Source organism: Lentibacillus populi (genome assembly GCA_014642895.1).
GTDB lineage: Bacteria > Bacillota > Bacilli > Bacillales > Amphibacillaceae > Lentibacillus_C > Lentibacillus_C populi.
Map to the genome: position 1 here is coordinate 69,387 of BMJD01000004.1, position 24,458 is coordinate 93,844.

General features: G+C 39.7%; 27 protein-coding genes and 1 riboswitch. Of the genes, 5 read left to right on the top strand and 22 right to left on the bottom strand.

What is annotated here, in order from left to right; all coding sequences use genetic code 11:
* Positions 1-67: 67 nt before the first annotated feature.
* Entirely contained in the window at positions 68-742 is a 675-nt protein-coding gene (gene prsW / locus IEX12_RS04420) for a glutamic-type intramembrane protease PrsW (protein ID WP_088050482.1), read from the bottom strand.
* 159 nt (positions 743-901) lie between these two features.
* Between prsW and IEX12_RS04425 the strand changes: the two genes are divergently transcribed.
* Positions 902-1,873 (top strand): asparaginase, encoded by a 972-nt coding sequence (locus IEX12_RS04425; RefSeq protein WP_088050483.1) that lies wholly within the window; start codon positions 902-904, stop codon positions 1,871-1,873.
* A gap of 66 nt (positions 1,874-1,939) precedes the next feature.
* Here the strand turns inward: IEX12_RS04425 and IEX12_RS04430 are convergent, their stop codons facing one another.
* From IEX12_RS04430 to IEX12_RS04445, 4 genes are all read right to left on the bottom strand, one after another.
* Complete coding sequence (locus IEX12_RS04430; RefSeq protein ID WP_155554702.1) at positions 1,940-2,932, bottom strand: YpdA family putative bacillithiol disulfide reductase; 993 nt, start codon at positions 2,930-2,932, stop codon at positions 1,940-1,942.
* 127 nt (positions 2,933-3,059) lie between these two features.
* Positions 3,060-4,343, bottom strand: coding sequence for a Glu/Leu/Phe/Val family dehydrogenase (locus IEX12_RS04435; protein ID WP_088050485.1), 1,284 nt, complete (start codon positions 4,341-4,343; stop codon positions 3,060-3,062).
* 268 nt (positions 4,344-4,611) lie between these two features.
* A complete protein-coding gene (locus tag IEX12_RS04440) occupies positions 4,612-5,190 on the bottom strand; it encodes a genetic competence negative regulator (RefSeq protein WP_102415147.1) in 579 nt (192 codons plus the stop codon).
* Between the two features lie 217 nt (positions 5,191-5,407).
* On the bottom strand, positions 5,408-6,043 hold the full coding sequence (locus tag IEX12_RS04445; protein ID WP_140392719.1) for a metallophosphoesterase: 636 nt from the start codon (positions 6,041-6,043) through the stop codon (positions 5,408-5,410).
* 255 nt (positions 6,044-6,298) lie between these two features.
* Here IEX12_RS04445 and IEX12_RS04450 point away from each other — a divergent pair, with 255 nt between their 5' ends.
* From IEX12_RS04450 to IEX12_RS04460, 3 genes are read left to right on the top strand one after another with little or no spacing between them, the layout of a single operon-like run.
* Entirely contained in the window at positions 6,299-6,526 is a 228-nt protein-coding gene (locus IEX12_RS04450) for a spore coat associated protein CotJA (RefSeq protein WP_088050489.1), read from the top strand.
* The gene (locus IEX12_RS04455) at positions 6,519-6,782 is read left to right on the top strand and encodes a spore coat protein CotJB (RefSeq protein WP_088050490.1); all 264 of its coding nucleotides are present in this window, start codon (positions 6,519-6,521) and stop codon (positions 6,780-6,782) included. Before IEX12_RS04450 ends, IEX12_RS04455 begins: the two co-directional genes overlap by 8 nt.
* A 43-nt stretch (positions 6,783-6,825) precedes the next feature.
* Positions 6,826-7,395: a manganese catalase family protein gene (locus IEX12_RS04460; RefSeq protein WP_088050491.1), complete on the top strand. Its 570-nt coding sequence runs from the start codon at positions 6,826-6,828 to the stop codon at positions 7,393-7,395.
* 44 nt (positions 7,396-7,439) lie between these two features.
* Here the strand turns inward: IEX12_RS04460 and IEX12_RS04465 are convergent, their stop codons facing one another.
* The 4 genes from IEX12_RS04465 to IEX12_RS04480 are packed head-to-tail and all read right to left on the bottom strand — an operon-like array spanning position 7,440 to position 10,987.
* Positions 7,440-7,772, bottom strand: coding sequence for a hypothetical protein (locus IEX12_RS04465; protein WP_155554368.1), 333 nt, complete (start codon positions 7,770-7,772; stop codon positions 7,440-7,442).
* Positions 7,773-7,774: 2 nt separating this feature from the next.
* On the bottom strand, positions 7,775-8,353 hold the full coding sequence (locus tag IEX12_RS04470) for a CPBP family intramembrane glutamic endopeptidase (RefSeq protein ID WP_286170918.1): 579 nt from the start codon (positions 8,351-8,353) through the stop codon (positions 7,775-7,777).
* Positions 8,337-9,890 carry a RecQ family ATP-dependent DNA helicase gene (locus IEX12_RS04475; RefSeq protein WP_088050494.1) on the bottom strand — a complete coding sequence of 518 codons (1,554 nt, stop codon included), beginning with the start codon at positions 9,888-9,890 and terminating at the stop codon, positions 8,337-8,339. The genes IEX12_RS04470 and IEX12_RS04475 overlap by 17 nt, the downstream gene beginning before the upstream one ends.
* Positions 9,887-10,987 carry a YpbB family protein gene (locus tag IEX12_RS04480; protein ID WP_188724733.1) on the bottom strand — a complete coding sequence of 367 codons (1,101 nt, stop codon included), beginning with the start codon at positions 10,985-10,987 and terminating at the stop codon, positions 9,887-9,889. The genes IEX12_RS04475 and IEX12_RS04480 overlap by 4 nt, the downstream gene beginning before the upstream one ends.
* Positions 10,988-11,115: 128 nt before the next feature.
* On the opposite strand from IEX12_RS04480, the gene IEX12_RS04485 reads away from it, so the two are divergent.
* Positions 11,116-11,370 carry a ferredoxin gene (locus IEX12_RS04485; RefSeq protein WP_188724734.1) on the top strand — a complete coding sequence of 85 codons (255 nt, stop codon included), beginning with the start codon at positions 11,116-11,118 and terminating at the stop codon, positions 11,368-11,370.
* Positions 11,371-11,727: 357 nt separating this feature from the next.
* Here IEX12_RS04485 and IEX12_RS04490 read toward each other — a convergent pair whose 3' ends face one another.
* The 13 genes from IEX12_RS04490 to IEX12_RS04550 form a co-directional block, all read right to left on the bottom strand.
* Positions 11,728-12,705, bottom strand: a complete 978-nt coding sequence (locus IEX12_RS04490) for a hypothetical protein (protein ID WP_188724735.1) — start codon at positions 12,703-12,705, stop codon at positions 11,728-11,730.
* On the bottom strand, positions 12,702-13,235 hold the full coding sequence (locus tag IEX12_RS04495) for an RNA polymerase sigma factor SigX (RefSeq protein ID WP_088050498.1): 534 nt from the start codon (positions 13,233-13,235) through the stop codon (positions 12,702-12,704). Before IEX12_RS04495 ends, IEX12_RS04490 begins: the two co-directional genes overlap by 4 nt.
* Before the next feature lie 216 nt (positions 13,236-13,451).
* Positions 13,452-13,949: an ECF transporter S component gene (locus tag IEX12_RS04500; RefSeq protein WP_088050499.1), complete on the bottom strand. Its 498-nt coding sequence runs from the start codon at positions 13,947-13,949 to the stop codon at positions 13,452-13,454.
* A 5-nt stretch (positions 13,950-13,954) separates the two neighbouring features.
* A complete protein-coding gene (locus tag IEX12_RS04505) occupies positions 13,955-14,401 on the bottom strand; it encodes a DUF4430 domain-containing protein (protein ID WP_088050500.1) in 447 nt (148 codons plus the stop codon).
* 137 nt (positions 14,402-14,538) lie between these two features.
* Positions 14,539-14,717, bottom strand: a riboswitch (cobalamin riboswitch).
* 56 nt (positions 14,718-14,773) lie between these two features.
* On the bottom strand, positions 14,774-16,540 hold the full coding sequence (locus tag IEX12_RS04510) for an ATP-binding protein (RefSeq protein ID WP_088050501.1): 1,767 nt from the start codon (positions 16,538-16,540) through the stop codon (positions 14,774-14,776).
* Positions 16,540-17,256, bottom strand: a complete 717-nt coding sequence (locus IEX12_RS04515; RefSeq protein WP_088050502.1) for a response regulator transcription factor — start codon at positions 17,254-17,256, stop codon at positions 16,540-16,542. The genes IEX12_RS04510 and IEX12_RS04515 overlap by 1 nt, the downstream gene beginning before the upstream one ends.
* Positions 17,257-17,381: 125 nt before the next feature.
* The gene (gene ccsB / locus IEX12_RS04520; RefSeq protein ID WP_088050503.1) at positions 17,382-18,569 is read right to left on the bottom strand and encodes a c-type cytochrome biogenesis protein CcsB; all 1,188 of its coding nucleotides are present in this window, start codon (positions 18,567-18,569) and stop codon (positions 17,382-17,384) included.
* 54 nt (positions 18,570-18,623) lie between these two features.
* The gene (resB, locus tag IEX12_RS04525; protein WP_188724753.1) at positions 18,624-20,603 is read right to left on the bottom strand and encodes a cytochrome c biogenesis protein ResB; all 1,980 of its coding nucleotides are present in this window, start codon (positions 20,601-20,603) and stop codon (positions 18,624-18,626) included.
* Between the two features lie 29 nt (positions 20,604-20,632).
* Positions 20,633-21,205, bottom strand: a complete 573-nt coding sequence (gene resA, locus IEX12_RS04530; RefSeq protein WP_088050504.1) for a thiol-disulfide oxidoreductase ResA — start codon at positions 21,203-21,205, stop codon at positions 20,633-20,635.
* A 54-nt stretch (positions 21,206-21,259) separates the two neighbouring features.
* Positions 21,260-22,000 (bottom strand): pseudouridine synthase, encoded by a 741-nt coding sequence (locus IEX12_RS04535; RefSeq protein ID WP_088050505.1) that lies wholly within the window; start codon positions 21,998-22,000, stop codon positions 21,260-21,262.
* Positions 22,001-22,198: 198 nt separating this feature from the next.
* Positions 22,199-22,729 (bottom strand): spore maturation protein, encoded by a 531-nt coding sequence (locus IEX12_RS04540; RefSeq protein ID WP_088050506.1) that lies wholly within the window; start codon positions 22,727-22,729, stop codon positions 22,199-22,201.
* 1 nt (position 22,730) lies between these two features.
* The gene (locus IEX12_RS04545; RefSeq protein ID WP_088050507.1) at positions 22,731-23,315 is read right to left on the bottom strand and encodes a nucleoside recognition domain-containing protein; all 585 of its coding nucleotides are present in this window, start codon (positions 23,313-23,315) and stop codon (positions 22,731-22,733) included.
* 1 nt (position 23,316) lies between these two features.
* The gene (locus IEX12_RS04550) at positions 23,317-24,423 is read right to left on the bottom strand and encodes a D-alanyl-D-alanine carboxypeptidase family protein (protein ID WP_188724736.1); all 1,107 of its coding nucleotides are present in this window, start codon (positions 24,421-24,423) and stop codon (positions 23,317-23,319) included.
* Positions 24,424-24,458: the final 35 nt, after the last annotated feature.

Here is a 24,458-nt window from a genome sequence, read left to right on the forward strand (position 1 = left end):
TAGGAGATTGCAGGAGACTTTAAGCAGTTTAAAAAAAGCCCTCTGCGGAGAATCATCGAGAGAGAGCTCAAGCACGTTGTTTTTCCTGCTGTAAGGGGGTCTTGATTGCCCGGTTAGCTAATTTCACTTTACGTAAACTATAAATCCACAATACAATCATAAATGGAACAAGTAAAAATAGCCAATCCGTCGTAATAGCTTTTAAAATATAATTGTACGTTCCATGTATAAGAAATGGAACACAAAACGCCAAGCTGATATTTCGTTTCCTGTGATGCTGATTCATTTTGGCTTTCCCAAAATAATAGCCCATACTAACGCCAAATAAGGCATGGGAAGAAACAGGAAACAATGCCCTGGAAAAAGCATAACTAATGCCGTTTGTAAGCAAATAGAATAAATTTTCTACTGTTGCAAAACCAAGACTAATCGCAACAGCGTATACAATTCCATCATAATGGGCATCAAATTCGGTGTGATGATAAATCGTATAAATAAAGATAAACCATTTAAAAAATTCTTCGATTAGTCCACTCAAAATAAAGGAATGAACAACATTGCTTGTGCCGATCCCCTCGGCTTGGAACGCATATTGAATAAACATAATTGGGAAAACAAGCAATGCGCCATAAAGAAAAACTTTAAGAATCAAACTTAGTGGCTCTGTAAACCGATCTTTTAAATAAAAAAAAGCCATTAATGCAAATGCTGGTGCAATCCCCGCCGAAAGTATGGCAAACATGACGAAATACCTCTTTCCAATGATGGTACTGTTATCGTATCATTAAGTAGCGGGATTGAAAACAGGAAAAATATTTCGGGGGGTACAAATAAGAAGCTACTTGGATAAGGCCTCGAAAACTGTCAGTTATATCAATATGAAAATTGGTTGGTGATTTTCTTGAAAAAAATATTAATCATTCATACAGGTGGTACCATCTCCATGCTGGAAAATAAAGAAACCGGTGAAGTTATTACGACTAACGATCATCCCTTAACAGATTTAGCCGATCATTATAAGACTTTGGCCAATGTGGATGAAATCATTGCATTTAAACTACCCTCGCCGCAAATTACACCGAAGCATATGCTGGAGCTGGCACGGTTAATTGACCGAAACAGTTCGACTTATGATGGTATTGTTGTGACACATGGGACAGACACGTTAGAAGAAACAGCCTATTTTCTTGATCTTGTTGTCCAAACAGAAAAACCCATTATTCTAACCGGAGCGATGCGGTCCAGTAATGAAATTGGTTCAGACGGACTTTATAATTTGATCAGCTCTATCCGGGTGGCGATTGAAGGTAATGCGGCAGGAAAAGGTGTGTTAGTCGTCATGAATGATGAAATCCATACCGCAAACAATGTTACCAAAACATCAACAAGCAATGTAGCGACATTTCAAAGCCCGCAATATGGACCGATTGGAATTATTACCAAGGATTCGATCATTTTTCATCATACGATTATAGCAAGGGAAACTTACCCTGTCAGCAAGATAACGAAGAATGTCTTTTTATTAAAAGCCTATGCAGGTATGGATGGCCAATTAATCGAGGCTGTTCGAAAGACAAAACCGGATGGAGTTGTACTGGAAGGACTCGGCCAGGGAAATTTACCAAAAAACACCATTCCATCGATTAAAACAATGATTGCTAAGCAAATCCCCGTAATCCTTGTTTCGAGATGTTATCAAGGTATAGTTCAGCCGACTTACGGATATGAGGGTGGTGGGAAGCAATTAAAAGAAATGGGCGTTATTTTGGCAAATGGTCTAAATGGTCCAAAAGCACGAATTAAATTACTAATTGCATTGGAACAAGCCCATCATGATTATGATTCCTTAAAAGAATATTTTGTGAGGGTTTGAAAAATGGGATGGTTGTATGCTGCAGCCATCCCGATTCTTCTTGGCAGAGTGCAGCCCATACATGGCTTAACGGGCGCTCCCGCCTTTGTTCTTTGCGATTGAATTAGCAATTAATTTCCCGTGATCACGGCCATTTTCGATAAAAATGATATTATTATTATAGCCTGAAGCGATAACGCCAGCGACATAAATTCCCGGGATATTCGTTTCCATAGTCTCCTCATTGAAATAAGGCCGGCCATCTTCTTCATCAACCAGTATGCCCGTATCGTTCAGAAATTGGTGATCGGGCCGATAGCCGGTCATCGCAAATACAAAATCATTCTTAATCTGTTTTTCTTCACCATTTACCGAATAATAAACCGCATCATCTGTAATCTCGGTAACGTCCGCATTAAACTCCATCGTTACAATATTTTTACGAATCAATGAGTCAAATTCCGGTAATATCCATGGTTTGATACTTTTCGAATAAGTACTGCCCCGGTACAATACGGTAATACGAGCACCCGCTTTGTGAAGTTCCAAAGTAGCGTCAACGGCTGAGTTTTTCCCGCCGATGATAACAACATCTTTATTGAAGTATGGGTGACCTTCTTTAAAATAATGCATTACCTTCGCCTTTTCTTCCCCAGGTACATGCAGCCAATTCGGATGATCATAATAACCGGTAGCAATAATAACATTTTCCACTTGATAATCCAGTGATTCCCCATCTGTTTTTTCCGATTTCAAGAAAAATGTGTCCTGCCGTTTTTCAATTTTTACTATTTTTTCATATGGATTGATCCGCAGACTTTCCCGCTGTGCAACCGTCCGATAATAAGTTAAAGCTTCCAATCTTACCGGTTTTTGCTTTTCTGTGATAAATAGCCTATCCCCTATTTCCAATCGTTCACTTGTACTAAAAAATGTTTGGTGGGTAGGGAAATTGTAAATCGTATTGACAATATTTTCTTTTTCGATGATAAGCGGTGTAATGCCTTGCCTTTGTAATTCAATTGCGGCTGACAGCCCGCATGGGCCTCCACCGATAATAATCGTATGTTCTGTTTGCATCGTTCGCACTTCCTTTTCAAACCTTATAAAAAAGAAAAACTCTTACCATACAACTATACATGATAAGAGTTTTCCCGTCATTCAATTTGGTTGTTCCAATCTGACCTCTGGCCTCCGACTTCAGCTATCACACCCAGCCACGGAATCTTGCTGCTTCTGCCATTTTTCTAACACCAATCATATATGCTGCAAGGCGCATATCAACGCGTCTTGTCTGGGCAGTATTGTATATGGCATTAAACGACTTGACCATAATCGTTTCCAGCTTCTCTTCAATTTCTTCTTCAGCCCAGTAGTATCCTTGATTATTTTGTACCCATTCAAAATAGGAAACGGTCACACCACCGGCGGATGATAACACATCTGGGACAAGCAAAATACCACGTTCCGTCAGAATTTTTGTCGCCTCTAATGTAGTAGGTCCATTTGCTGCTTCTACTACAATACTCGCCTTAATATTATGGGCGTTTTCTTCTGTTATTTGATTCTCAACCGCAGCTGGTACGAGAATATCACAATCCAATTCAAGCAATTCTTTATTGGAAATCGTATTATTGAAAAGTTTGGTAACGGTACCGAAACTATCCCTTCGATCCAATAAATAGTCGATATCAAGTCCATCAGGATCATGAAGCGCACCATAGGCATCGGAAATACCTACTACTTTGGCACCTGCATCATGTAAAAATTTAGATAAAAAGCTTCCAGCGTTACCAAAACCTTGAACAACTACCCTTGCCCCTTTTACATTGATTCCCTTTTTCTTCGCGGCCTCATTAATGACAATTGTAACACCTTTAGCAGTTGCAGATTCTCTCCCGTGCGAGCCACCAAGCACGATCGGTTTACCCGTAATAAAACCTGGATTATTAAATTCATCAATACGACTGTATTCATCCATCATCCACGCCATAATTTGTGAATTTGTAAACACATCTGGTGCTGGAATGTCTTTATTCGGTCCAACAATTTGACTGATGGCCCGAACGTATCCACGGCTTAATCCTTCAAGCTCTCGGAACGACATTTCACGTGGATCACAAATGATTCCACCTTTACCCCCACCATATGGCAAATCAACAATACCTGCTTTTAAACTCATCCAAATCGACAGCGCTTTAACTTCTGTTTCTGTAACATCAGGATGAAAGCGAACGCCACCTTTAGTCGGGCCTACTGCATCATTATGTTGAGCGCGATAACCAGTGAAGATTTTGATTGAACCATCATCCATTCTGACCGGAATTCTAACCGTCAGCATGCGCATCGGCTCTTTTAGTAATTCAAATACTTCATCAGGGTAACCCAACTTATCCAACGCATTTTTTACAACAGTTCGTGTTGAACTTAATACATCCAGTTTTTGACTATCTTTTTCCTCGGTAGAATCTGCTGCTTTATCGGCTACCATGAATTTACCTCCTAGAATATCCATAAATATTTTATATAATAGCTGTACTCAGAGATTAGTATACACTTTCATAATAAATATGCAATAAAATACCTTCATTTTCTTCAAAAGAAAATGGAAGCGGTTTCCCCGTCCTGATCCGCGTTAAATTTTTAATGGTCAAACGCTTATTTTAAACTTTTTTCATTCGATAAACCAAAAGCAGGCTACACCTTTTTCCGATTATCTAACCGGATGGAGCACTTGAACAATAACAAAACTAACGGGATCAATAGAATATGTTAATAATTCGTTTTACTGCATCCGTATCCATAATAACCTTTCCATATTCCTTTAGTCGTGTTGACGTAATGATACTTGGTGATGAAAATTCAAGAATAATAGCGATGACTTGTTCTTTATTATTACCATTTAAATCGGCGTCTTCCAGCAGCATATAATACCGGTCATCCATGTGATAAACTTTGCCTCCATCAATCGAAATTGTCCGTAAGTAAGATGCCACCTGTATAATATCCTCGAACTCATCAAAAGAAAATATTAATTCTTTGCTTTCATCCAAGGTAACTTTCATTTCGACAAAATCCTCATCCCAATTTATAGTTTCATTTTTTTGTGTTACGATTACATGCATGCCCTGTGCCTGCATCAAATGAACTTGTACAAGCAGTACTCCTCCTAATTCAAAACCTAATTCGGAGCTAGCTTCATACATCATATCACTGAATAAATTTCTGACACCAGTTGCATCTTTCCATAGATCTTCTCTTGTGAAACCTCGTTCAATCAAATCATCAAATGTTAAAAAGATAGTAAATTGACTATCGGATACTCGTTCTATTCGCATTTCGTATCCTCCTTTACTAAAAGCGTATAGCCTAATTTGGATCTCAACTTTCATTCATTTTTATCTGCTTACTACAGCATATGCACATTATGCAATTGGTTGAACTATTTGAAAAGAACCCATTATTTCCTGCTGTCCGGGAACTGGATAACTATACAACCAGGTCAGCTGCGTCCAGCAGCTGGTGTCCAACACTCCGCCTCCATCCCGGTTCAGCTTAGCACTTCAATGTTATAACATGACATTCCGCCTTTGTCCCGAGGCGAAATGGTAATCCGGTATAACCATAGCCTTCACTCACGAGTACATTTGTTTTATCATATCTTTCAAGCCCACCTTTTTGATATAATCCAAACCCGAAAATACGAATTTGCCCACCGTGGGTATGTCCTGCCAGAACAAGGTTTATATTTTTCTGATCTTCTGTTGTTAATTCATAAAACGCCTTTGGTGCGTGGGTTATTAATATGTAGTATTCCCCTGCGCTATTTTCCATGGCTAAATCAAGACGCGCCTCCTTGTAATAACAGCAATCAAGACCTAACACACTGATTGATCCGTTATTTTCAGTCGTAATATTATGATGTGCATTAGCTAGAACTTCACACAGTAATTTATATATCGCCTCTGGGTCCGCTTCATAATCATTATTCCCCCATACAAAATAAATCGGGGCATGAAGAAACTTTAACCTTTTTATATTTTCTTTTGTCCGGTTTAATGGGACCCCTTTTTCCGTAAGTGTCCCCTCCGATAACAACCATATCCATTTTATCCGTAATTGATTGTAACGTGGTCTTCCGAACGACCCGCCGGTGAATATCGGAAATGAAAAATATCCGAAAGCCGTCAAAACCGCGTGGTAACTCCGGATCATTTATTGTTTCATATTCTACCGTATCATGGTGTGCCTGATAAACCATATAAAAAAGGAAAAGCAATAACAAAACGGTACCTATAATAAAATAAGCCATGAACATGCTCCCTTTCCATTTTGTATAGTGATCATACCATATTTTTATATTTATGTTTATCATGGAATAGGACAAAGTATGATAATCATACATATGGAAGAGTAAACAATTGCCTATTTGAAAGGAGGATTTTGATGTTTACACAGTATAAATACTGGAAGCCCTATATAAGCCCACTTGATCCATGTCCACCGATGCGAGTAAAAAGTTATAACACCCCTCCACAAGTCTATATTACCTTCCAGCCAAAAGGGTTGGACCAGTATGGTACAGCAAGAGAAGCTTTATATTGCGGTACGTTATGGCCTGCCTTGTTCAGTCCTTATCCAGATCCGCATAAAAGGGGTGATCAGGATGAGTAAACAGCTTCCACCTGAATATTATCAGTTACTCGAAGAAATTCAAGCCGTTGATTTCGTTTTGGTTGAGTTGAATCATTACCTGAATACCCATCCGGACGATTATGATGCAATCGAACAATTCAATAACAATGTAAAGCGTAGTAAAGAATTAAAGGTTCAGTTTGAGAAAAAGTTTGGTCCATTAATGGGCTTTGGAAGAAGTTATTCAAATTACCCGTGGGACTGGGACGACACCCCATGGCCATGGCAGGTATAAGTTAACGTTTTTGTATTTTCTAACTGATAGGAGGAAATCATTTGTGTGGTATTACGAAAAAAAGCTGCAATATCCGGTAAAAGTAAGTGAATGTAATCCCCGGCTAGCAAAATTTTTAATCGAACAATATGGCGGTGCCGATGGCGAGCTTGCTGCAGCATTGCGTTATCTGAACCAACGATACTCTATTCCTGATAAAGTGATTGCCGTCTTAAATGATATTGGTACGGAAGAATTAGCACACTTGGAAATGATTGCAACAATGGTATATAAATTAACCAAAGACGCATCAGCCGAACAAATGAAGGAGGCCGGTTTAGGCGCACATTACGCAGACCATGACAAAGCATTGTTTTTCCATAATGCAGCAGGAGCGCCATTTACAGCAACCTATTTTCAAGCAAAAGGGGATCCAATTACGGATTTATATGAAGATATAGCAGCGGAAGAAAAAGCGCGGGCAACCTATCAATGGATTATCAACATGTCAGATGACCCGGATTTAAATGACGGACTAAAATTTTTACGGGAACGGGAAATTGTGCATTCTATGCGATTCCGGGAGGCAGTTGAAATACTGAAAGAGGAACGTGATAAGAAGGTTTATTTTTAAATAAATGTGCCACATGGCTTGTGGCACATTTTTCACGGGAAAATTCAGTTTCCGAACAGGTTGAATAGCTCCTCTCCCCACACAAAGTAAAGACCAGTTAAGACTGCCAGAATAAGAAGCAATACAACCAATAGCCTAACAAACGGGCCACTGATTTTAATATGTGCAGCCTGGTTATTTTTACTGTGTACTTCTTTTCGCGGCGGCAAATTTAAAACATCAATTTCCCGGTCTTCTGTTTTACCTATTTGCTCCATATCCGCTTGTCTATTCAGATCGGTTTCTTCTGCGGGTAATTCCTCATCCTGAATCTGGTCAACTAATTTTCTTAATTCTGCAGCCTGATCTTCATTTTTTTCATTCATTTGGTTTACCATTTTTAACACCTCTTTTTCGAGAGCCGGATGATAAGTCCCGATAAAAAATCAACGATAAAATGTGCCGTCATTGTCGTCAGTAAATTCCCGGTACGTTCAAATAAAAACCCCAGATAAAAACTTACGAAAAGAACAGAAAGTAATAAAACCGGTTTTTTTAAATAGCGGATATGAACAAGTGCAAAAATCGTACTAGCTGTTACATACCCAAAGGCTGTTTGTAATACACCTCTAAACAGCAATTCCTCTGCAAAAGCAATGACCAGTACCACGATAAAAATGCTGCCAACCGATCTATTTTTGAAAATTTTATCATTTATCCCGCCATCATCATAATAATGCTCCGGCAAAACAGCCATTAAAATAACATCAACCGTAACAATGATCAATCCCGGGATAACGCCGTACACTAATAGCTCATGTCCATCCAGACGAAAATACTGAAACCACTGTGCCATGTTGTTAAATAGAATAAAGCTTAAAACCAAACTGAGGATAAATAAGAATAACTGGGATAGCATCAATTGTTTGGTTAATTCACGATCAGACATTCGCTTGATCAATTCACGTTGGCTTACCATTGTCATCTCCTGCAATTAATAAATTCCGTAATTTCTCCTGCCATGATAAATTGATTCGTTTAACATGCGGTACATGTGCCGGTTCCAATATTGAAAGGGAAAATCCGCAATTACTGCAGCATTTATCTGCCGGCCTTTTAAACGAGTCCTGAAAATGTTGATACAGATATTCTCGTAAGCAGTTCTCTTCCTCGGCCCAGCCAATCATTTCGGCTAGTTTTCGATCCTTAAATAAAACACGTTCCTCAATATAGTCACGAATTGCAGCAAATCCTTGCCGCCAGCGTTCACGATGGTAAACAATCTGATTTTTTACTATCATACCATGTTTTTCGAGCTGATTGTGCAAAAATCGCCATTGAATTTCACTAAGCTGAAACATTTCCGCAAGTTCCAATGAATTGCCGTTGAGAGCTTGTCCATTTTCATAAAGTTGTTTTAATTGCTGAAAAACAAAGGACAATTGATTGATCGAAGGAAGCTCCTTCTTAATTAAACCTTTAGGTAGGAATGCATCCGTTTCCGTATAAAGAAGCAGGGCTAAACTTGGATTACCATCCCTTCCTGCCCTGCCTACCTCCTGAATATAGGATTCCAGCTGTGACGGTAGATGAAAATGGACGATGAGCCGGATATTGCTTTTATTAATTCCCATGCCAAATGCACTGGTACAGCAAATAATATCTAATTGGCCATTCATAAATTGCTGCTGGACAGCGATTCGATCCATTTGGTCCATTCCACCATGGTAAAAGGCAATACGCTGGTCCGGGAGTTTTCCTTGCAGAAGATTGGCTGTTACCTCCGCTGACTGCCGGCTGGAAAAGTAAATGAGTGCCGGGAAAGTATACCGGCTAAACAATTTTACCAGCAGCTTTATTTTTTCCTGATCATCGTTGATTTGCTTGACAGAAAAAATAATATTTTCCCGATCAATTGGAAATATATGTTTCACCATATTTGGCCGTTCCAGATAATGCACAATATCATTCTGGACATCTTTTGTCGCGGTAGCACTTAACGCCATGATCGCCGGATTGTTGAATTTCCGGATAATCGTACTCAGCTTTAAATAATCTGGGCGAAATTCATGTCCCCATTGTGAAATACAGTGTGCCTCATCAATAACAAACAGACAAACATTGATATTCTCTAAAAGCATGATGAGCTCTTCTTGCTGTAATAGCTCCGGTGAAACATAAATCAGATCATAGTCATAGAGCTTGCGATAAACTTGCCTTCGCTCGTTCGGATCCATAAAACTGTTTAATGCAACAACCGATTTAAACTGATTTGCCCTTAGCTGGTTAACCTGGTCAATCATTAAAGATATTAGTGGTGACACGACAATCGTTGTTCCGGTTAAAAGTTTAGCGGGCAGCTGATAGCATAATGATTTGCCCGATCCTGTCGGCAAAACACCTAAGACGTCATTCCCTTTCATCACTTCTTCGATAATTTCCTTTTGACCGATCCGAAATTCCGAATAACCAAAATGCTGTTGCAAACTTTTTTCCAATGTATACTGTTCTATCATGATTTCACCTTTTTTGTTTTTATCGTTGCTAACACGAGGCGGATTTGAAAATAGCTGATTTCATCGGCCACTGCATCTTTTAATTGCTTCAGCGAGTAAGTTTTTGTCCGTTCAATAGCTTCTATTATTTCATTGTACTGTTCATCCGTAACAAACGATGATACGGGAAATGTCGAATCAACTAAGGCAATTTCAACGATATGATCATATATCGTATTACGCTTAAGCTTGCGCATTGCAGCTATCGTCTCGACCGAATAATGACGCTGCAGCAGATGATGCGTATGCTTGGCTGATTCAGTTATAAAAGATCGCTGTTCTGCATCTTGAATGATAGCATGTAAGAGCTGGTAATCAGTTGGTTTAGATTGGATAACGCTTAACATACGATGAATAATACACGTCCATACGAGCTTGATGTCCATCGACGGGATTTGATAGCGATAAGCCAACTGCTGCATGCTTTTTCCATAGGACCTGTATCCTGTAAGCCGATCAACAAATATACTTGCTTCCTTATCCGGTAGCATGCTTAATAATGTATGTAATTCATCATGCAAATAATGCAAATAAGTAGTTTCATTCCATTTTAACGTTTTGTAAAAGCTTTTCACCCAGACTTGTACAGTTTTTTTATCGACAATTGGAATAAAAGAATAGTTTTGCATGCTGCTGTTCGTTAAGATCTGAACCAATAGTAATAACCGTTCGGAAAAGACAGGTGCCAGTGCATGATAGCTTAACCCGTTGAAATGGTTCAAAGCTAATCTGGATTCGTGTTCCAGGAGCCATCGATCCCCTTGACTCGTCAGTTGAAAACAGGATGATTCATCAACCGAAATCAAGGCCTTTTGTTCGAGGTGGCGGATCAATTCATGAAATGTATTTTTTCGTAATGATTTATCAATCCCATAAAATAGCGCTAAATCGTAAAGATGTGTGTCCTGAACGGTTTGAATCGACTTTTTTCCTGTTAAAATATGAAATATCGCTGCAGTTGTTCGTCTCGCTTTAATCTGCTCACAGCATTTTAGAATAAGCCCTTCAATAAGCAATTTCCAGTCCCCTTTATAAATAGAAATGTTATCTCGCTTCAACAGGGCGCACCCTCCCACTGAATGAAGTTTCACTTTATGTGAAGATCGGTTCCCTTTATTGAAATGAAGGGAAAACCGGTTTACAATAAATGAGAATGGTCTGCCGCTAAGATCTAGGAGGAAGATGGATGCCGAAATATACAATTGTCGATAAAGAAACTTGCATTGCGTGTGGTGCTTGCGGTGTTTCAGCGCCTGATATATATGACTACGATGATGAAGGGTTAGCCTTCGTTGTAATAGACGATAATGAAGGTACCACCGAAGTCCCCGAAGTGTTGGAGGAAGATATGTACGATGCCTATGAAGGATGCCCGACCGATTCCATTAAAATTGCTGACAAACCATTTTTAGGCGATCCGTTAAAATATGAAGAACCATAATCCAACCAGGCTGTCTCCTGGTTTATTCAGATGAGAACAGCCTGGTTATATGCGACTGCATTTACCGCGACCAACGCGTTTCTCCCCAAGGTGTTACGGATAATCTGACGAGCAAAATCTTGATGAGCGTTCCCTAATGATAATGCCAAGCAGCTCTAAGCGTAGTCATTCTCACCCTTATTTATTATATTTCTGCGAAAGTGACTATAGATGAGGTTCCTGATCCATTAAAATCCTATTCCCGATCAGATTTCATCCCATTTACAACTATCATAATTTGCTTTGGAGAGAAAGTCAAAAAATAGTATTCTGTCATTTTGTTCATTTCTGTACATATTTTTAACACGAGATGACCTTTTAACGATCTATCGTAATCGGATTGACAGCTTTTGGAACCTTTATCGGCTTGGAAAGATCATAATCGCCTATTTGGTTTACCTTCGTATTGTGAAATGTTACGGATGCATATCCGAAACTTTTCGCTGTCATCAATATAGCGTCAATCATCGTTATACCTTCCTGTGTATTGGGCAGTGCTGCATTATTGGACAACGTAATTTCCAGCTGGTTTTCAGTTGATACGGAAAACTGAATTTCTGTTGGGATGGTGCGGTAAACATGTGATGCTTCCCGATTTTGTTTCATTTCATTTAACGCAGCAGCAATCGATGTCTGGGTGTCCAGAACGATGGGAATCAAAAAACCTCTATCTGCACCAGGAGCACGGAATAAGTAATAGCTTGCTTTATCCGTTACAGGTTGTGCTGCAGTTTGAAACGTTTCAGCATCAATCCCCCATTTTTGCTCCTGTAAATAATCCTTGACCACATCCAGGCCAATACCTTCCTGTGTTTCAGGCAAAACTAGAGCTAATGGGATCACATTATTGCCAATCGTTGCTTGAATGGTACCATACATGATCGACTTTTCACCTTTATTCTGGAGCACATGACTTTCAAGAGGCTTATCGCTTAGTGTCTTTGGACTGCCTTGTTCTGTTGCAAACTCCTCCGCAACCATGCCTGATTCATCCCCATGTTGTCCGCTCTCTACGGAAGTTGCTTGATCAGATGCCTCATTGTATGAACTTTTTTCTTCTGTAGGCGAACTGCTGTAAAGGGCAAACGGAACGATCACAAGGATAATAATAGTGGTTAGCAGTGAAACGAAAACAGGAATATGGCGTGTATTCCTTTTACGCTTCGGTGAATCCTTTTCAGCTGGCTTCTGGGAGATGCGTGCCAACAATTCGTCTTTATCCGTTGTATCGCTTATGTATGGCAGCTGTTTGAGTAAATCCTGCAAATGCTGGTCGTCCTTTTTGGATGATTTCATGATGCATCTCCCCCTTTCTGATCTTCTGTCAGATATTTTCGTAAAACATTCAACCCTCTATGTTGGGTTGTTCTCACTTTGCTGATACTGAATCCTAATATATCTGCGGTATCTTGAATAGAAAACTGATTTATGTACCGTAATAATAAAACACTCCTTTGATCAATCGTACATTTATCGAGACACCGATAGATCGCTTGCATTTCATCGTTAAGCACGACTAATTCATCGGGCAATGGCTCCTCATCCTCAAGTAAATGCCCCTGTCCATACCAGTCAAAAAACTCAGAGATACGGTTTCGCTTCCGTTTTTGTGAGCGAAAATAATCAATCGTTGTATGGCGGGCAATGGCGAATATCCAGGTTTTTTCACTGCTGTCCCCCTTGAATGTACCGAGGGATTTTAAAATTTTAAGATAAACCTCCTGAATCAGATCCTCTGCTGTTTCTTTGTTTTTCACCATATAAAATATAAATTGATACAAATCCTGATGATACCTATCATACAGTTCGTCAAAAACGACCTTCATCGAGATCCCCCGTTCACCCATATAGTCGTCTGCGCTCGTTAAAATGTTACGTTTTTCTAAAGTATAATAAAAAAAATATTAGAAAACTAGGCATTCGCCAAGCTTTTGGGCGAATGCCTTAGTTGCACTTATGCAGGATAAGAAAGTTTTTTCTTATCTGCCAAAATACCAACCCAAATCTTGTGTCAGGTTAGCTATTTTGTATTATAGATCATCTTATAATCGTTTTGTAATATAGCCTTTAAAAAAGTGAGCTAGTATCGGATAAAGCATGATCATAAACACGGCATTGCCAATCGCGTGATAGGTGTCGAATGGCAATCCTGCCAAGTAATACGGAATGAACTTTCCAGTAATAGGATAGTTTGTCAATGAAATAACAAACCCATAAAAATAACCACAAAATATAGAAAAGACCACGATTACTAATAATGGAATTTTATATGGAAGCTTCCCTAAAATCCCACTGAGCAACCCGATAATTGCCCACGACACAACCTGCCAAATCGTCCAAATACCCATACCAAGCATCATATTGGACAGAAACGTGGTCAACACTGCTAAAAAAATTGCAGCAACAGGACCAAGAAATAAACCGCAGATAATAACAAGCGATGTCACAGGTTGAACATTGGGGAGAAACGCAAACGCGTATCTTCCTGCGACTGCAAGTGCTGCAAGTAATGCGAGCAACGTTAATTTATACGTATTCACTTATCTCATTCCCATGCTTGCAAGTCAAAGGATACGTTATCGCCAGGCGATAATTTAATATCTTTCACACCTTTTGAAGCCATTTCACCGTTAACAAAAACCATCCATGCCTTTTGTTCATCCTTCTTCGGTGCAACCCCTTCGATTGACGTAATAAATCCCCCATCGTAATCGGTCTCAATCGCAAAGTTGTCCTCCATTACATCAATCAATACCGCCCCATCTTCAATTGGTATCTTTTTTTCATCGATGTATTCTGTTTCTTTATCCTTTGAAATCGTAATGGTAACCATTTCTTCATTTTTTTCGGTTGCTGCTTGATCCCCGCTTTGCTGTTCTGTTTGCTTATCATTAGTTGCAGCTTTTTCACTGCTTTCTTCCCCCGTACCGCATCCACCTAATACACTACCAATTACAACGAATGATACTAGATATAAAAGCCATTTCTTCATAGTCTCCAACCTCCTGTGTATTCTTTAATCAATGTAAAAAGCTAACCCTGATAAGAGTTAGCTGATAAGACAATCGAAACACGAAAAAATATAGTACATGGAATCGGTCGTCTCAATCACTTATACCCCCGAAGCATTGAAACAAATCAAAATTGGCAGGTCTACTGACTTGTGATGATAACCTACTTTAAGGCCTTCCCATATACTTGATACAGTGGATATCCTTATTTCGTACATCACTTACAGTTGCGAGGACAGTTCCGGTTCTTCACCGGATTCCCTTTTAAGCTTGTGCACCAATTTCGATAAAATGTATTCAGTTGTCTTTCCCTGTAAAATGATAGCATAAAATGGTTATGTTGAACATCTTTACTAATCATTAAAATCTGCTGGAACCTTAAAAATAAACGTGGTTCCCTGATTTAATTTACTTTGGACAGAAATCGTACCATGATGAGCGTCAATAATATTCTTGGCAATTGCCAACCCTAATCCGGTTCCTTTTTTCTTGGCATTCCTTTCCCTTGATTTATCTGCTTTATAAAAACGTTCAAAAATAAATGGCAGATCATCTTCTGGTATACCACTTCCGCTATCTTCAATCATTACATGCAGTTCCGCAGTCGTTGACTCCACCGTTACATTTACATAGCCATTAAGACCCGTATGGCGAATTGCATTATCAATCAAATTGGTAAATACCTGTTCAATTCGATCCGGATCACAATTGACAACCGGTTTTGTTATTTTCTTCGTCAAGTTTAATGTAATATCATTATCATCCGCGATACCTTTAAATTTTTTCAGGATCCGATCAATAAACGGTTCCACTTCAACAGTTTCTAGATTCAGTTGAATATGGCCTGCCTCCATTCGGGCAAGATCCAGCAATTCATTGACAAGCCTGCCCATTCGGAGTGTTTCTTCATGAATAATTTGCGCGAGATCATTCTTTTCTTCAGGGCTCTCGGCAACATTGTCCACTATTGCTTCACTATACCCTTGTAACAAGGAAATCGGTGTACGTAATTCGTGTGATACGTTGGCAATAAAATCCTTCCGTAATTTATCCAGCCGGCGCTCTTCCGTCATATCACGGATGACTGCAACAGCTCCACGTACATATGTCTGATCGTACAAAGGGGTCATGATCATTACCCAATTTCGCCCCTGTAGGCTGATTTCCTTCAAGGCCTCTTTTTCACCATGAATAACTTCTTGAAGGATCTGATTCAATTCATTCGGCAGCTTTCGATTTTCTTCATTTACCGGGAGACTATTTTCAAAATACCAATCCTGGATAAATCGTTCTGCAGGTGGATTGGTGACAATCATATCGCCATTCCGGTTCATTGTGATAACGCCATCCGCCATCGAAGTTACAATTCCGGATAGCTGCTCTTTCTCTTGTCGTAATGCATTAATATGAAACTTTAACTGCCTTCCCATTCGGTTAAAGGCCATCGCCAGCTCCCCAATTTCGTCGTGGGTTAAGATTGGTACTTTTGTATTGAACTCACCCCTTGTCAAGTCAAAAGCGGCTTCCCGCATTTTTATCAATGGGGAGGTGATTCTTGTCGATAGGAAAAAGGCAAAAATGGTTGTTAAAATAATTGCAATGCCTGCCGCCAGAAAGATGATTTTTGTTGTCTCTGCTTTTGTTTGGTCAACAACATCCAATGATTGATAAACAAAGACGGCTTCATCATTTGACACAGGTATACCGACAATCATAATTTCTACATCTGTTCCAGGGATGATGGTTTGTTTCCTTATTTTTTCCTGGTTTGTTAGGACACCGGATAAATCCTTGTCATTATTAATCCATTTTTCGGTCAGCTTGGATAAATTGTCATTGTTACTAGGGGAAACCCATAGTCCATCATCCTGATAAACAATAGCCACCCTGCTTGATGGGTCTTTGATTCGGTCTGTTGTTTCATAAAGTAAATCATCGTTATTGTATTGCTCAATCATATAGGAAACTTTGGTTGCTGTTTGCATTAAATCCTTTTCCGCTTCATGGATATGAAAGTTTTCAAAAAACTCCAGCAGTAAAATCGTCAGAATAAACAATACAAAGGAAACTAGCAATAATATTGTTACTGCTAGTTTCCCTACAACGCTACGCCAAAACATTATGCATCATCTACCTCAAATTTATAGCCAACGCCCCAAACCGTTACAATCATTTTCGCAGCTTCTTTTGATACATTATTCAGTTTCTCACGTAATCGTTTTACATGTGTGTCAACAGTACGTAAATCACCAAAGAATTCATACTGCCATACTTCTTTCAGCAAATGTTCCCGGTTAAATACTTTATCAGGTTTATTGGCCAGGAAGCATAACAGCTCATATTCTTTCGGTGTTAAACTGACATCTTTCCCATCGGCGGTGACACGATGTGCGTCTTTATCAATCGTTAGATGTGGGAATACGAGCAAATTTTTCGGAACGGAGTCATCCTCTTTCACCACTGCAGCGGAAACGCGGCGCAGCAGCGCTTTTACCCGTAAAACTACTTCCCTTGGACTAAATGGTTTAACAATATAATCGTCTGTTCCGACCTCAAACCCCTGCACACGGTTTGCTTCTTCCCCTTTTGCTGTCAACATAATGACAGGTGTCGTTTTTTCCTTGCGAAGTTCCTGGCAAACCTCGATCCCATCCATCTCAGGCATCATAATATCAAGCAAAATAACATCATAATTATTATTTAAGGCTAGCTGTAAGGCAGCCTTTCCGTTGTCTGCTTCTTCTACAACAAAATCTTCACGTTCCAGATACATGCGAATCAATCGTCTGATCCGATCCTCATCATCTACAACTAAAATTTTTGCATTTGTTTCCATGAAATTCACTCCCCACCTATACCTATTTAAAGTATAAATGAACGAGCGCAAAAAGTATAAGAAAACGCTGAACCATTTTTACAACTCATTCAGAAACATTACGTTATTTCCCGTAATTTGTAAACCTACGCATACGAATGCAGACCGGCTAAAATCAGGTTTACGGCAATCAGATTAAACATAATGATCGCAAAGCCGCCCACTGCCAGCCAAGCCGATTTTTCCCCATGCCAGCCTCGGGAAAGGCGCAAATGTAAGAACGCTGCATAGAAGAACCATGTTACAAGCGCCCATACTTCTTTTGGATCCCATCCCCAAAAGCGCCCCCAGGCTTCTTGCGCCCAAATAGAAGCAAAAATCAAGCCACCCAAGGTAAAGAGCGGAAAGCCAATTGCGACGGCTCGATAAGACACTTCATCCAGTAAATCTGGGCTAACTTTTTTGAGTAATGGCTGTATGGTAGCACCGACTCTTTTTCTGCTAATCAAACGGAAAATGAGATAGATAATCAGTCCTGTAAACACAGACCAGATAACCGAATTAAATTTACGTCCCGCATCTGCCCCATGCATCCAGGAAGGTGCTGCAAACCATGGCTTCATAACATCCTGTGTTAATAATTTACTATCATGAGGTCCCACGATTGCAGGCATTTGATAATCGGTTGTTGTTTCATTTCCTTGTTCAATATATTGGAACTCAGCATGATAATCCATGGCCTTGAATATACCACCTGATACACTAAATCCAATAAAAATGAACAGCCCGAATAAAATAACTTCGAGCCAAAATGTACGTTTACTTGCCGTTGATTGATCAATTTGGCGAATCAGATAGATCAAACCGGCTACAAAACTGATCGACAAGATGGCCTGTGCTATTGATACAGTGGTTACATGAATGTATAACCAATGGCTTTGCAACGATGATATCAATGGCGAAATCTCCGTCGGAAACATACTTGCATAGGCAATGAGAATCAATGCAATCGGCAAAGCGAATAATCCCAAAATGCTTAACCGATAAATAAAGTAAATGATAATAAACGCCAAGACAACTCCCATACCAAAAAATGTTACAAACTCAAACATATTACTGACGGGAGCGTGTCCACTGGCGAGCCATCTTGTCACAAAATAAACAAGCTGTGCCGCAAATCCGACCAAGGTCAGGGTGATTCCGATTATCCCTGACACCCCTTGATTCCGCTTTTTCTTGTCGTCCTTAATCGTTGCTCCGAAGAAAATGGTAGCAATCAAATATAGGAAAAATGCGGTATATAACGCTGAGCTGCTAATCTTTAAATAATCCATAAAAATCCTCCTTTATACCTGAAATGCGCTGACCCGCTGCACTTTTCTAATCCATCAATCTTCCAATTCCTGTTGATCAACCACCATATTAATATTGGTTCCTTCAATGGCTTTTTCAATATCTTTCTTGATCCCAAACCAGTTCTTGTTTGTGTGGGCAGCCACAAGCAATCCGTTATCTTTCGGATGAATCCAAATTCTTCTATGATGCCAATACATACCTTGAACTACACCAATCATAAAGATGATTGCTCCAAGAATAAAAAATGGAAGGGTGTAATCTTTTTTCACCTGAATTCCACTAACATCATGAAGTTCATAGCCGGCCAGTCCAAGCCTGTATTGATTCCCTTTTGTCATCGGGTCATTTTTACCTATACCAACAAAGCTCTTCTCTGCTTTGTCACTGTCGGGTGGATAAACCGACAATTCGAAAGCCGGATTTCTCGGATATTTGGATTTTGAAATTGCTTGCCCATCTTCCTCAGCATAATCAGGATAATACTCATCAATGACTACCCTTGTTCCGTTATTAAGTTCATATTCTGATTTTGGTTCGTTTAAATCAATTTTAAACGTGCCAAGCTCACCCTTAAGCTTGTAATCCTCAATATCCAGCTGATATTGAGAATCCTCTCCAGCTGCTGAAATGCTGCCGTCCAATCCGACAAAACTTGTTTCAGACTTATCGCTATCTGGTGGAGAAACGAAAAACACAAATGCTGGATTTCGCGGTTTATCACTATGCGATTCCGGTTTGCCGCCTTCTAAATAATAATCGGGATAGTATTCTTCAACTTGCACACGAAAACCATTATCAAGCTTGTACACTTCTTTTTGATCGTTCAAATCAATCGTAAAAGTCCCAAGCGTTTTATCATTTTCCTCATCAGTTGTATGCAGCTTAAACGTCAAATTTTTATATTCTTCATCTTTAGCATCGGATCTTAAAATGTTAAAAGCCATACTGGTAAATTCATTCTGCTGATAACCCGATTGATATAAGGTATATTTGTCAAATTTTAGTGGCTGATTCAGCCGGATTTCGCCCTCTGTTACTTTTTCCAGATCCGGTTCTTCGCCTGGAATCGAATCACCCTTCTTTTTATAAATAACTGCATTTGTTTGATAGTTTTTTGCGACCGCCCCTTGTTTTTCGAGGGCATCCTTAAATTTTCCACCAGCTTCTTCCGGGTCCCATGTTTCAAGAATGAAATCTTTGTTTTCGATATAGTACTCCCCATCTGTGGAAGGAATAACAATACGCTGTCCTTCTCGAACCCATACATAATCATCCGAAAAAAGAAGTGGTGTCATCCGTAATATAGCGGCTAATAGGATAATGATTAGACCAATATGATTCACATAAGGTCCCCACCGTGAAAATCTTCCTTTTTCTGCTAAAATATGTCCATTTTCATCACGAACTTTATAGCGTTGTTTTTTCAGTCTAGCGATAACTTTTTCCTTTTCTTCCTGTGTTACATTTTCTGTTTTACTATAAAGCCGCTGCCTATTTAAAAATGTTTCGTGACGTTTGGCCTTTTGTCGTTTTAATGCCTTATAAAGTGGTACGAAGCGGTCAAGACTGCAAATAACTAACGAAATACCAATAAGTGCGATCAAAAGCATGTACCACCAAGAGCTGTATAAATGGTGAAAGCCAAGCTGATAGTAGATCTTTCCGAATATACCATATGTTCCTTCATAATAGACGGCAGGGTCACGCGAAACAGCATCGGGCGGTATGTATTGTTCTTGTGGAAAAATAGTTCCGATAGCTGAGGCAACAAGAGCCAGCACAATCAGCCATACGCCTACCTTGACAGAAGAGAAAAAGCTCCATATTTTATCAATAATAGACTTGTTATATGTCTGTGATCTGCGGGCACTTCCGTCATAACGCATATTTAATAATTTCTGTTTATCATTACCGTCAATATGCTGATTTCCTTCAATCGGCTTGCCGCATGCTTCACAAAGAACTGTGCCTTCCGGGTTGACGTGGCCACACTCACATTTTACTTTATCAATACTCATCCATATCCCTCACATTAAAACGATTATTTGGGTGCAATTTGCTGCAGGTAACCTTCCAGCTTATCCAAAGTCAATGCCCCTTCAACAATTTCCACAACCTCACCGTCCGGATTGATGAAAAATGTACTCGGAATCGGGCCAACACCATATTGATCCATAACTTGACTTTTTGTGTCATGGAGTACCGGGAATGTTAAATCATATTTGTCAATAAATCTGTCGATAACAAGCTGTGTAGCATCTAAGCTGACAGCAACAATTTCAATCCCTTTATCCTTATACGCTGGATACAACTTTTCCATGTAAGGCATTTCCGCTTCACAAGGTTTGCAATAGGTTGCCCAAAAATTCAGCATGACACCTTTTCCTTTAAGATCACTAAGTTTGATCGATTCCAGCTCATTGTTGGCATTTACTTGTTCCAATGTAAAGTCCGGGGCTTGATCACCTGTATCAATTTTTGTCTCGTCCTTCGATAAATTCGATACCAATGCATAAACGACGGCAACTAATAATATCGCTAATATGATCGATCTGAATATTAAACGGTTTCTCTTCTTCTTTTTTTTATTCGGCCCGATCTTCCTCTCGGTCATCTCGCTCACTCCCTACGCCATTATATCATGTAAGCAGATTGGTAAATTTGACTATTATTCAACAATTTTGCTTGCCTGTTGACGCATCATCTTTACCTCATGCGGGGTTAAAGGCCTTGATTCACCAGGTTTAAGCCCTTTTAATGTCAATACCCCGTAGCGTTCCCGTTTTAATTTCGTAACCGGATAGCCCAGTTGCTCCATCATACGCCGGATATGACGGTTTTTCCCTTCTTGTAATGTGATCTCGATAATGGCTGTATTCGTATCTTTATCGGTAGATAAAAATTTGTATCCTACTGCTTTTAATATGTCCCTGTCCACTTTTATCCCTTTTCGCAACTTATTTAACTCCGGTTTGCTTGGGATACCTTTTACCTTCGCAACATAAACCTTCTCAATACCATAACGCGGATGCATTAAATGATTGGCAAATTCCCCGTCATTTGTCAGTAAAATAATACCCGACGAATCATAGTCGAGCCTGCCAATTGGGAAAATCCGTTCTTGGATCCCCGGGAAAAAGTCGGTCACTACCTTCCTATTCTTGTCATCTTTCACACTTGATATAACGCCTCGTGGTTTATAAAGCATATAATATACAAGTGCCTCCTGTTGTAATGGCACCCCGTTTACTTCAATTTCATCAGCTGTGGATACTTTTGTTCCCAGTTCAGTCGTAATGCTGCCATTTACTTTTACCTTGCCGTCTGTAATTAACTGTTCTGCTTTTCGTCTGGATGTTACCCCACTTTTCGCAATCACTTTTTGCAGTCGTTCGAATTTGTTTGTCATGTATATCACCATGTTTCCCTTATATTTTAATTGTAAATACGGATGAATTTCCGGTCGTTTGGCGCTTTTACGGCGTCCAGCCCCAGCGATTAGCTGGCAACACTTACCCTACGATAAGTCAACTGGCGCGTTTCTGCTTTTGTTTTTTCCAACAACATAATAATAGCGTTAACTCTAAGTTAACGCTACTGTAAAAGCTTATCCAAATACAATGGTAACGATTATGATGGAGGCAATTATACCAATTAAATCGGCAATAAGTCCAACCTTTAAGGCGTATCTCATTTTTTTAATACCAACAGCACCGAAGTAGATGGTTAATATATATAATGTTGTATCTGTACTGCCTTGCATGGTCGAGGCCAGTCGTCCAATGAAGGAATCGGGTCCGTGGGTATCAATCAGTTCCGTTGTTACGCCCAATGCAGCGGTCCCTGAAATTGGCCTTACGAGAGCGAGCGGCACAATATCCGGCGGGACACCAAAAAAGCCTAAAACCGGCGATATAAGTCCGATAAAGGCATCTAACGCACCCGATGCCCGTAAAATAGCAATCGAAACAATCATCCCTACTAAAAAAGGAAGCAAAGAAAATGCCATCTTAACACCTTCCTTTCCTCCTTCAACAAACAGTTCATATGCAGGAACACGCTTCCATGTCGCTACGATAAGTACAAGCATAATAAAACATGGAATGAGCCATGTACTAATTAGTGTAATGACAGCCAAGCTATCCCCTCCTAATACTTCGGTAGTAAAAAATTCGATCAACCACTACGGCAGCTAGCGTTGAAATGATTGTTGCAATTATCGTAGTTCCAACAATTTCCGTTGGTGATGCGGAGTCATAATGCATTCGTATCGCGATCACGGTCGTCGGGATTAGAGTCAAACTTGAAGTATTCAATGCCAAGAAAGTAATCATCGACCGTGATGCGGTATCTGTTCCACTTAACTCTTTCATCTGTTCCATTGCTTTGATACCCATTGGTGTGGCAGCATTCCCCAAGCCAAATACATTTGCTGTAAAATTGGACAAAATATACCCCATTGCCGGATGATCTTTTGGTATTTCGGGGAATAGTCTGACAACAACCGGTCGAAACAGTTTTGCAAGTATTTGTAAAATGCCTGCTTTCTCGGCAATCTTCATAATTCCAAGCCAAAATACCAATATACTGATTAACCCGATCGATATCGTCACAGCTTCATCCGCACTTTCAAACAGTGCCTTATTCACGTCTTCCATCGTCCCGTTAAACATGGCATAAAGGATACCGACGATTGCCATAGCTGCCCAAATTATATTTACCATATTAATACAACCCTACCATTCGCTGTAATATTGATGCTGTTTCGGTAAACAAATTATCCTTTGTTCTATGCTGAGTCCCGCTAAAAATGGGTACTTCGCTTATTGGTGTCTCATCAAGGTAAAAAATTGTCTTGCCGATGATAGCTTGATCTCTCTGGCTGCCCTGTTCTAAAAGAAACGTTTTTTTGCTGATTTTTTCCAGCTCCTGGTCGTCTAAAGGATATGTCACATTACGATTAATAAAACCGCTAGTGATTTTTTCGTCTCCATTTATCTGATACGTTTTTTCCCCTTTTTTCAATATGGACGTCATGTTAAATGTATCAAAGGCCCATTCATACATACCGATATGATCCTGCCAGTCATCGGGAGCATTCAAGGTAACGGCAATCAGATCCATGTCCTTTTTATGTGCAGTAGACACCAGTGTTCTTCCAGCTTTTTTTGTAAAACCGGTTTTTCCCCCAGTACAATAATCATAATACGAGGTTAATAGTTTATTTTTATTTCTCCAGGCATATTCCCGTGTACTGGCTTTATAGGTAGTGGTTCCGGTTATCTTCTTAAACAGATCATTTGTCATCGCATAGCGCATTAACAGTGCCATATCATAGGCAGTGGAATAGTGGCTTTCTGAATCCAGCCCATGCGGATTATCGAACTCTGTATTGGTCATTCCCAGCCATCGTGCTTTCTCGTTCATTAAATAACTAAAGCCCTCCACACTGCCGCCAACATGTTCTGCAATCGCAACTGCCGCATCGTTACCGGAACGAAGCATTAATCCATAAACCAGATCTTTCAGTTTCATCTTTTCTCCCTGTTCAAGGTAGATGGAGGAACCACCTGCATAGACTGCCCGCTTTGATACTGTTGCCATCTCATCCATCTTGCCGGATTCAATTGCTATAATAGCAGTCATAATTTTGGTAATACTTGCTATCGACCGCTTGTCATGGGCATTTTTTTCATAAAGGACACGGCCTGTCGATTGTTCTATTAAAACAGCATTATTGGCTGATGTGTCAGGTTTAGCTTGTCCGATTGCCGGATATAGAAAAACACTGAACAACAGACAAAAAATAATCGTAACGAATACAAAACGCATGATGGAGTCCTCCTCCAGAGTTTATGTCTGTATAT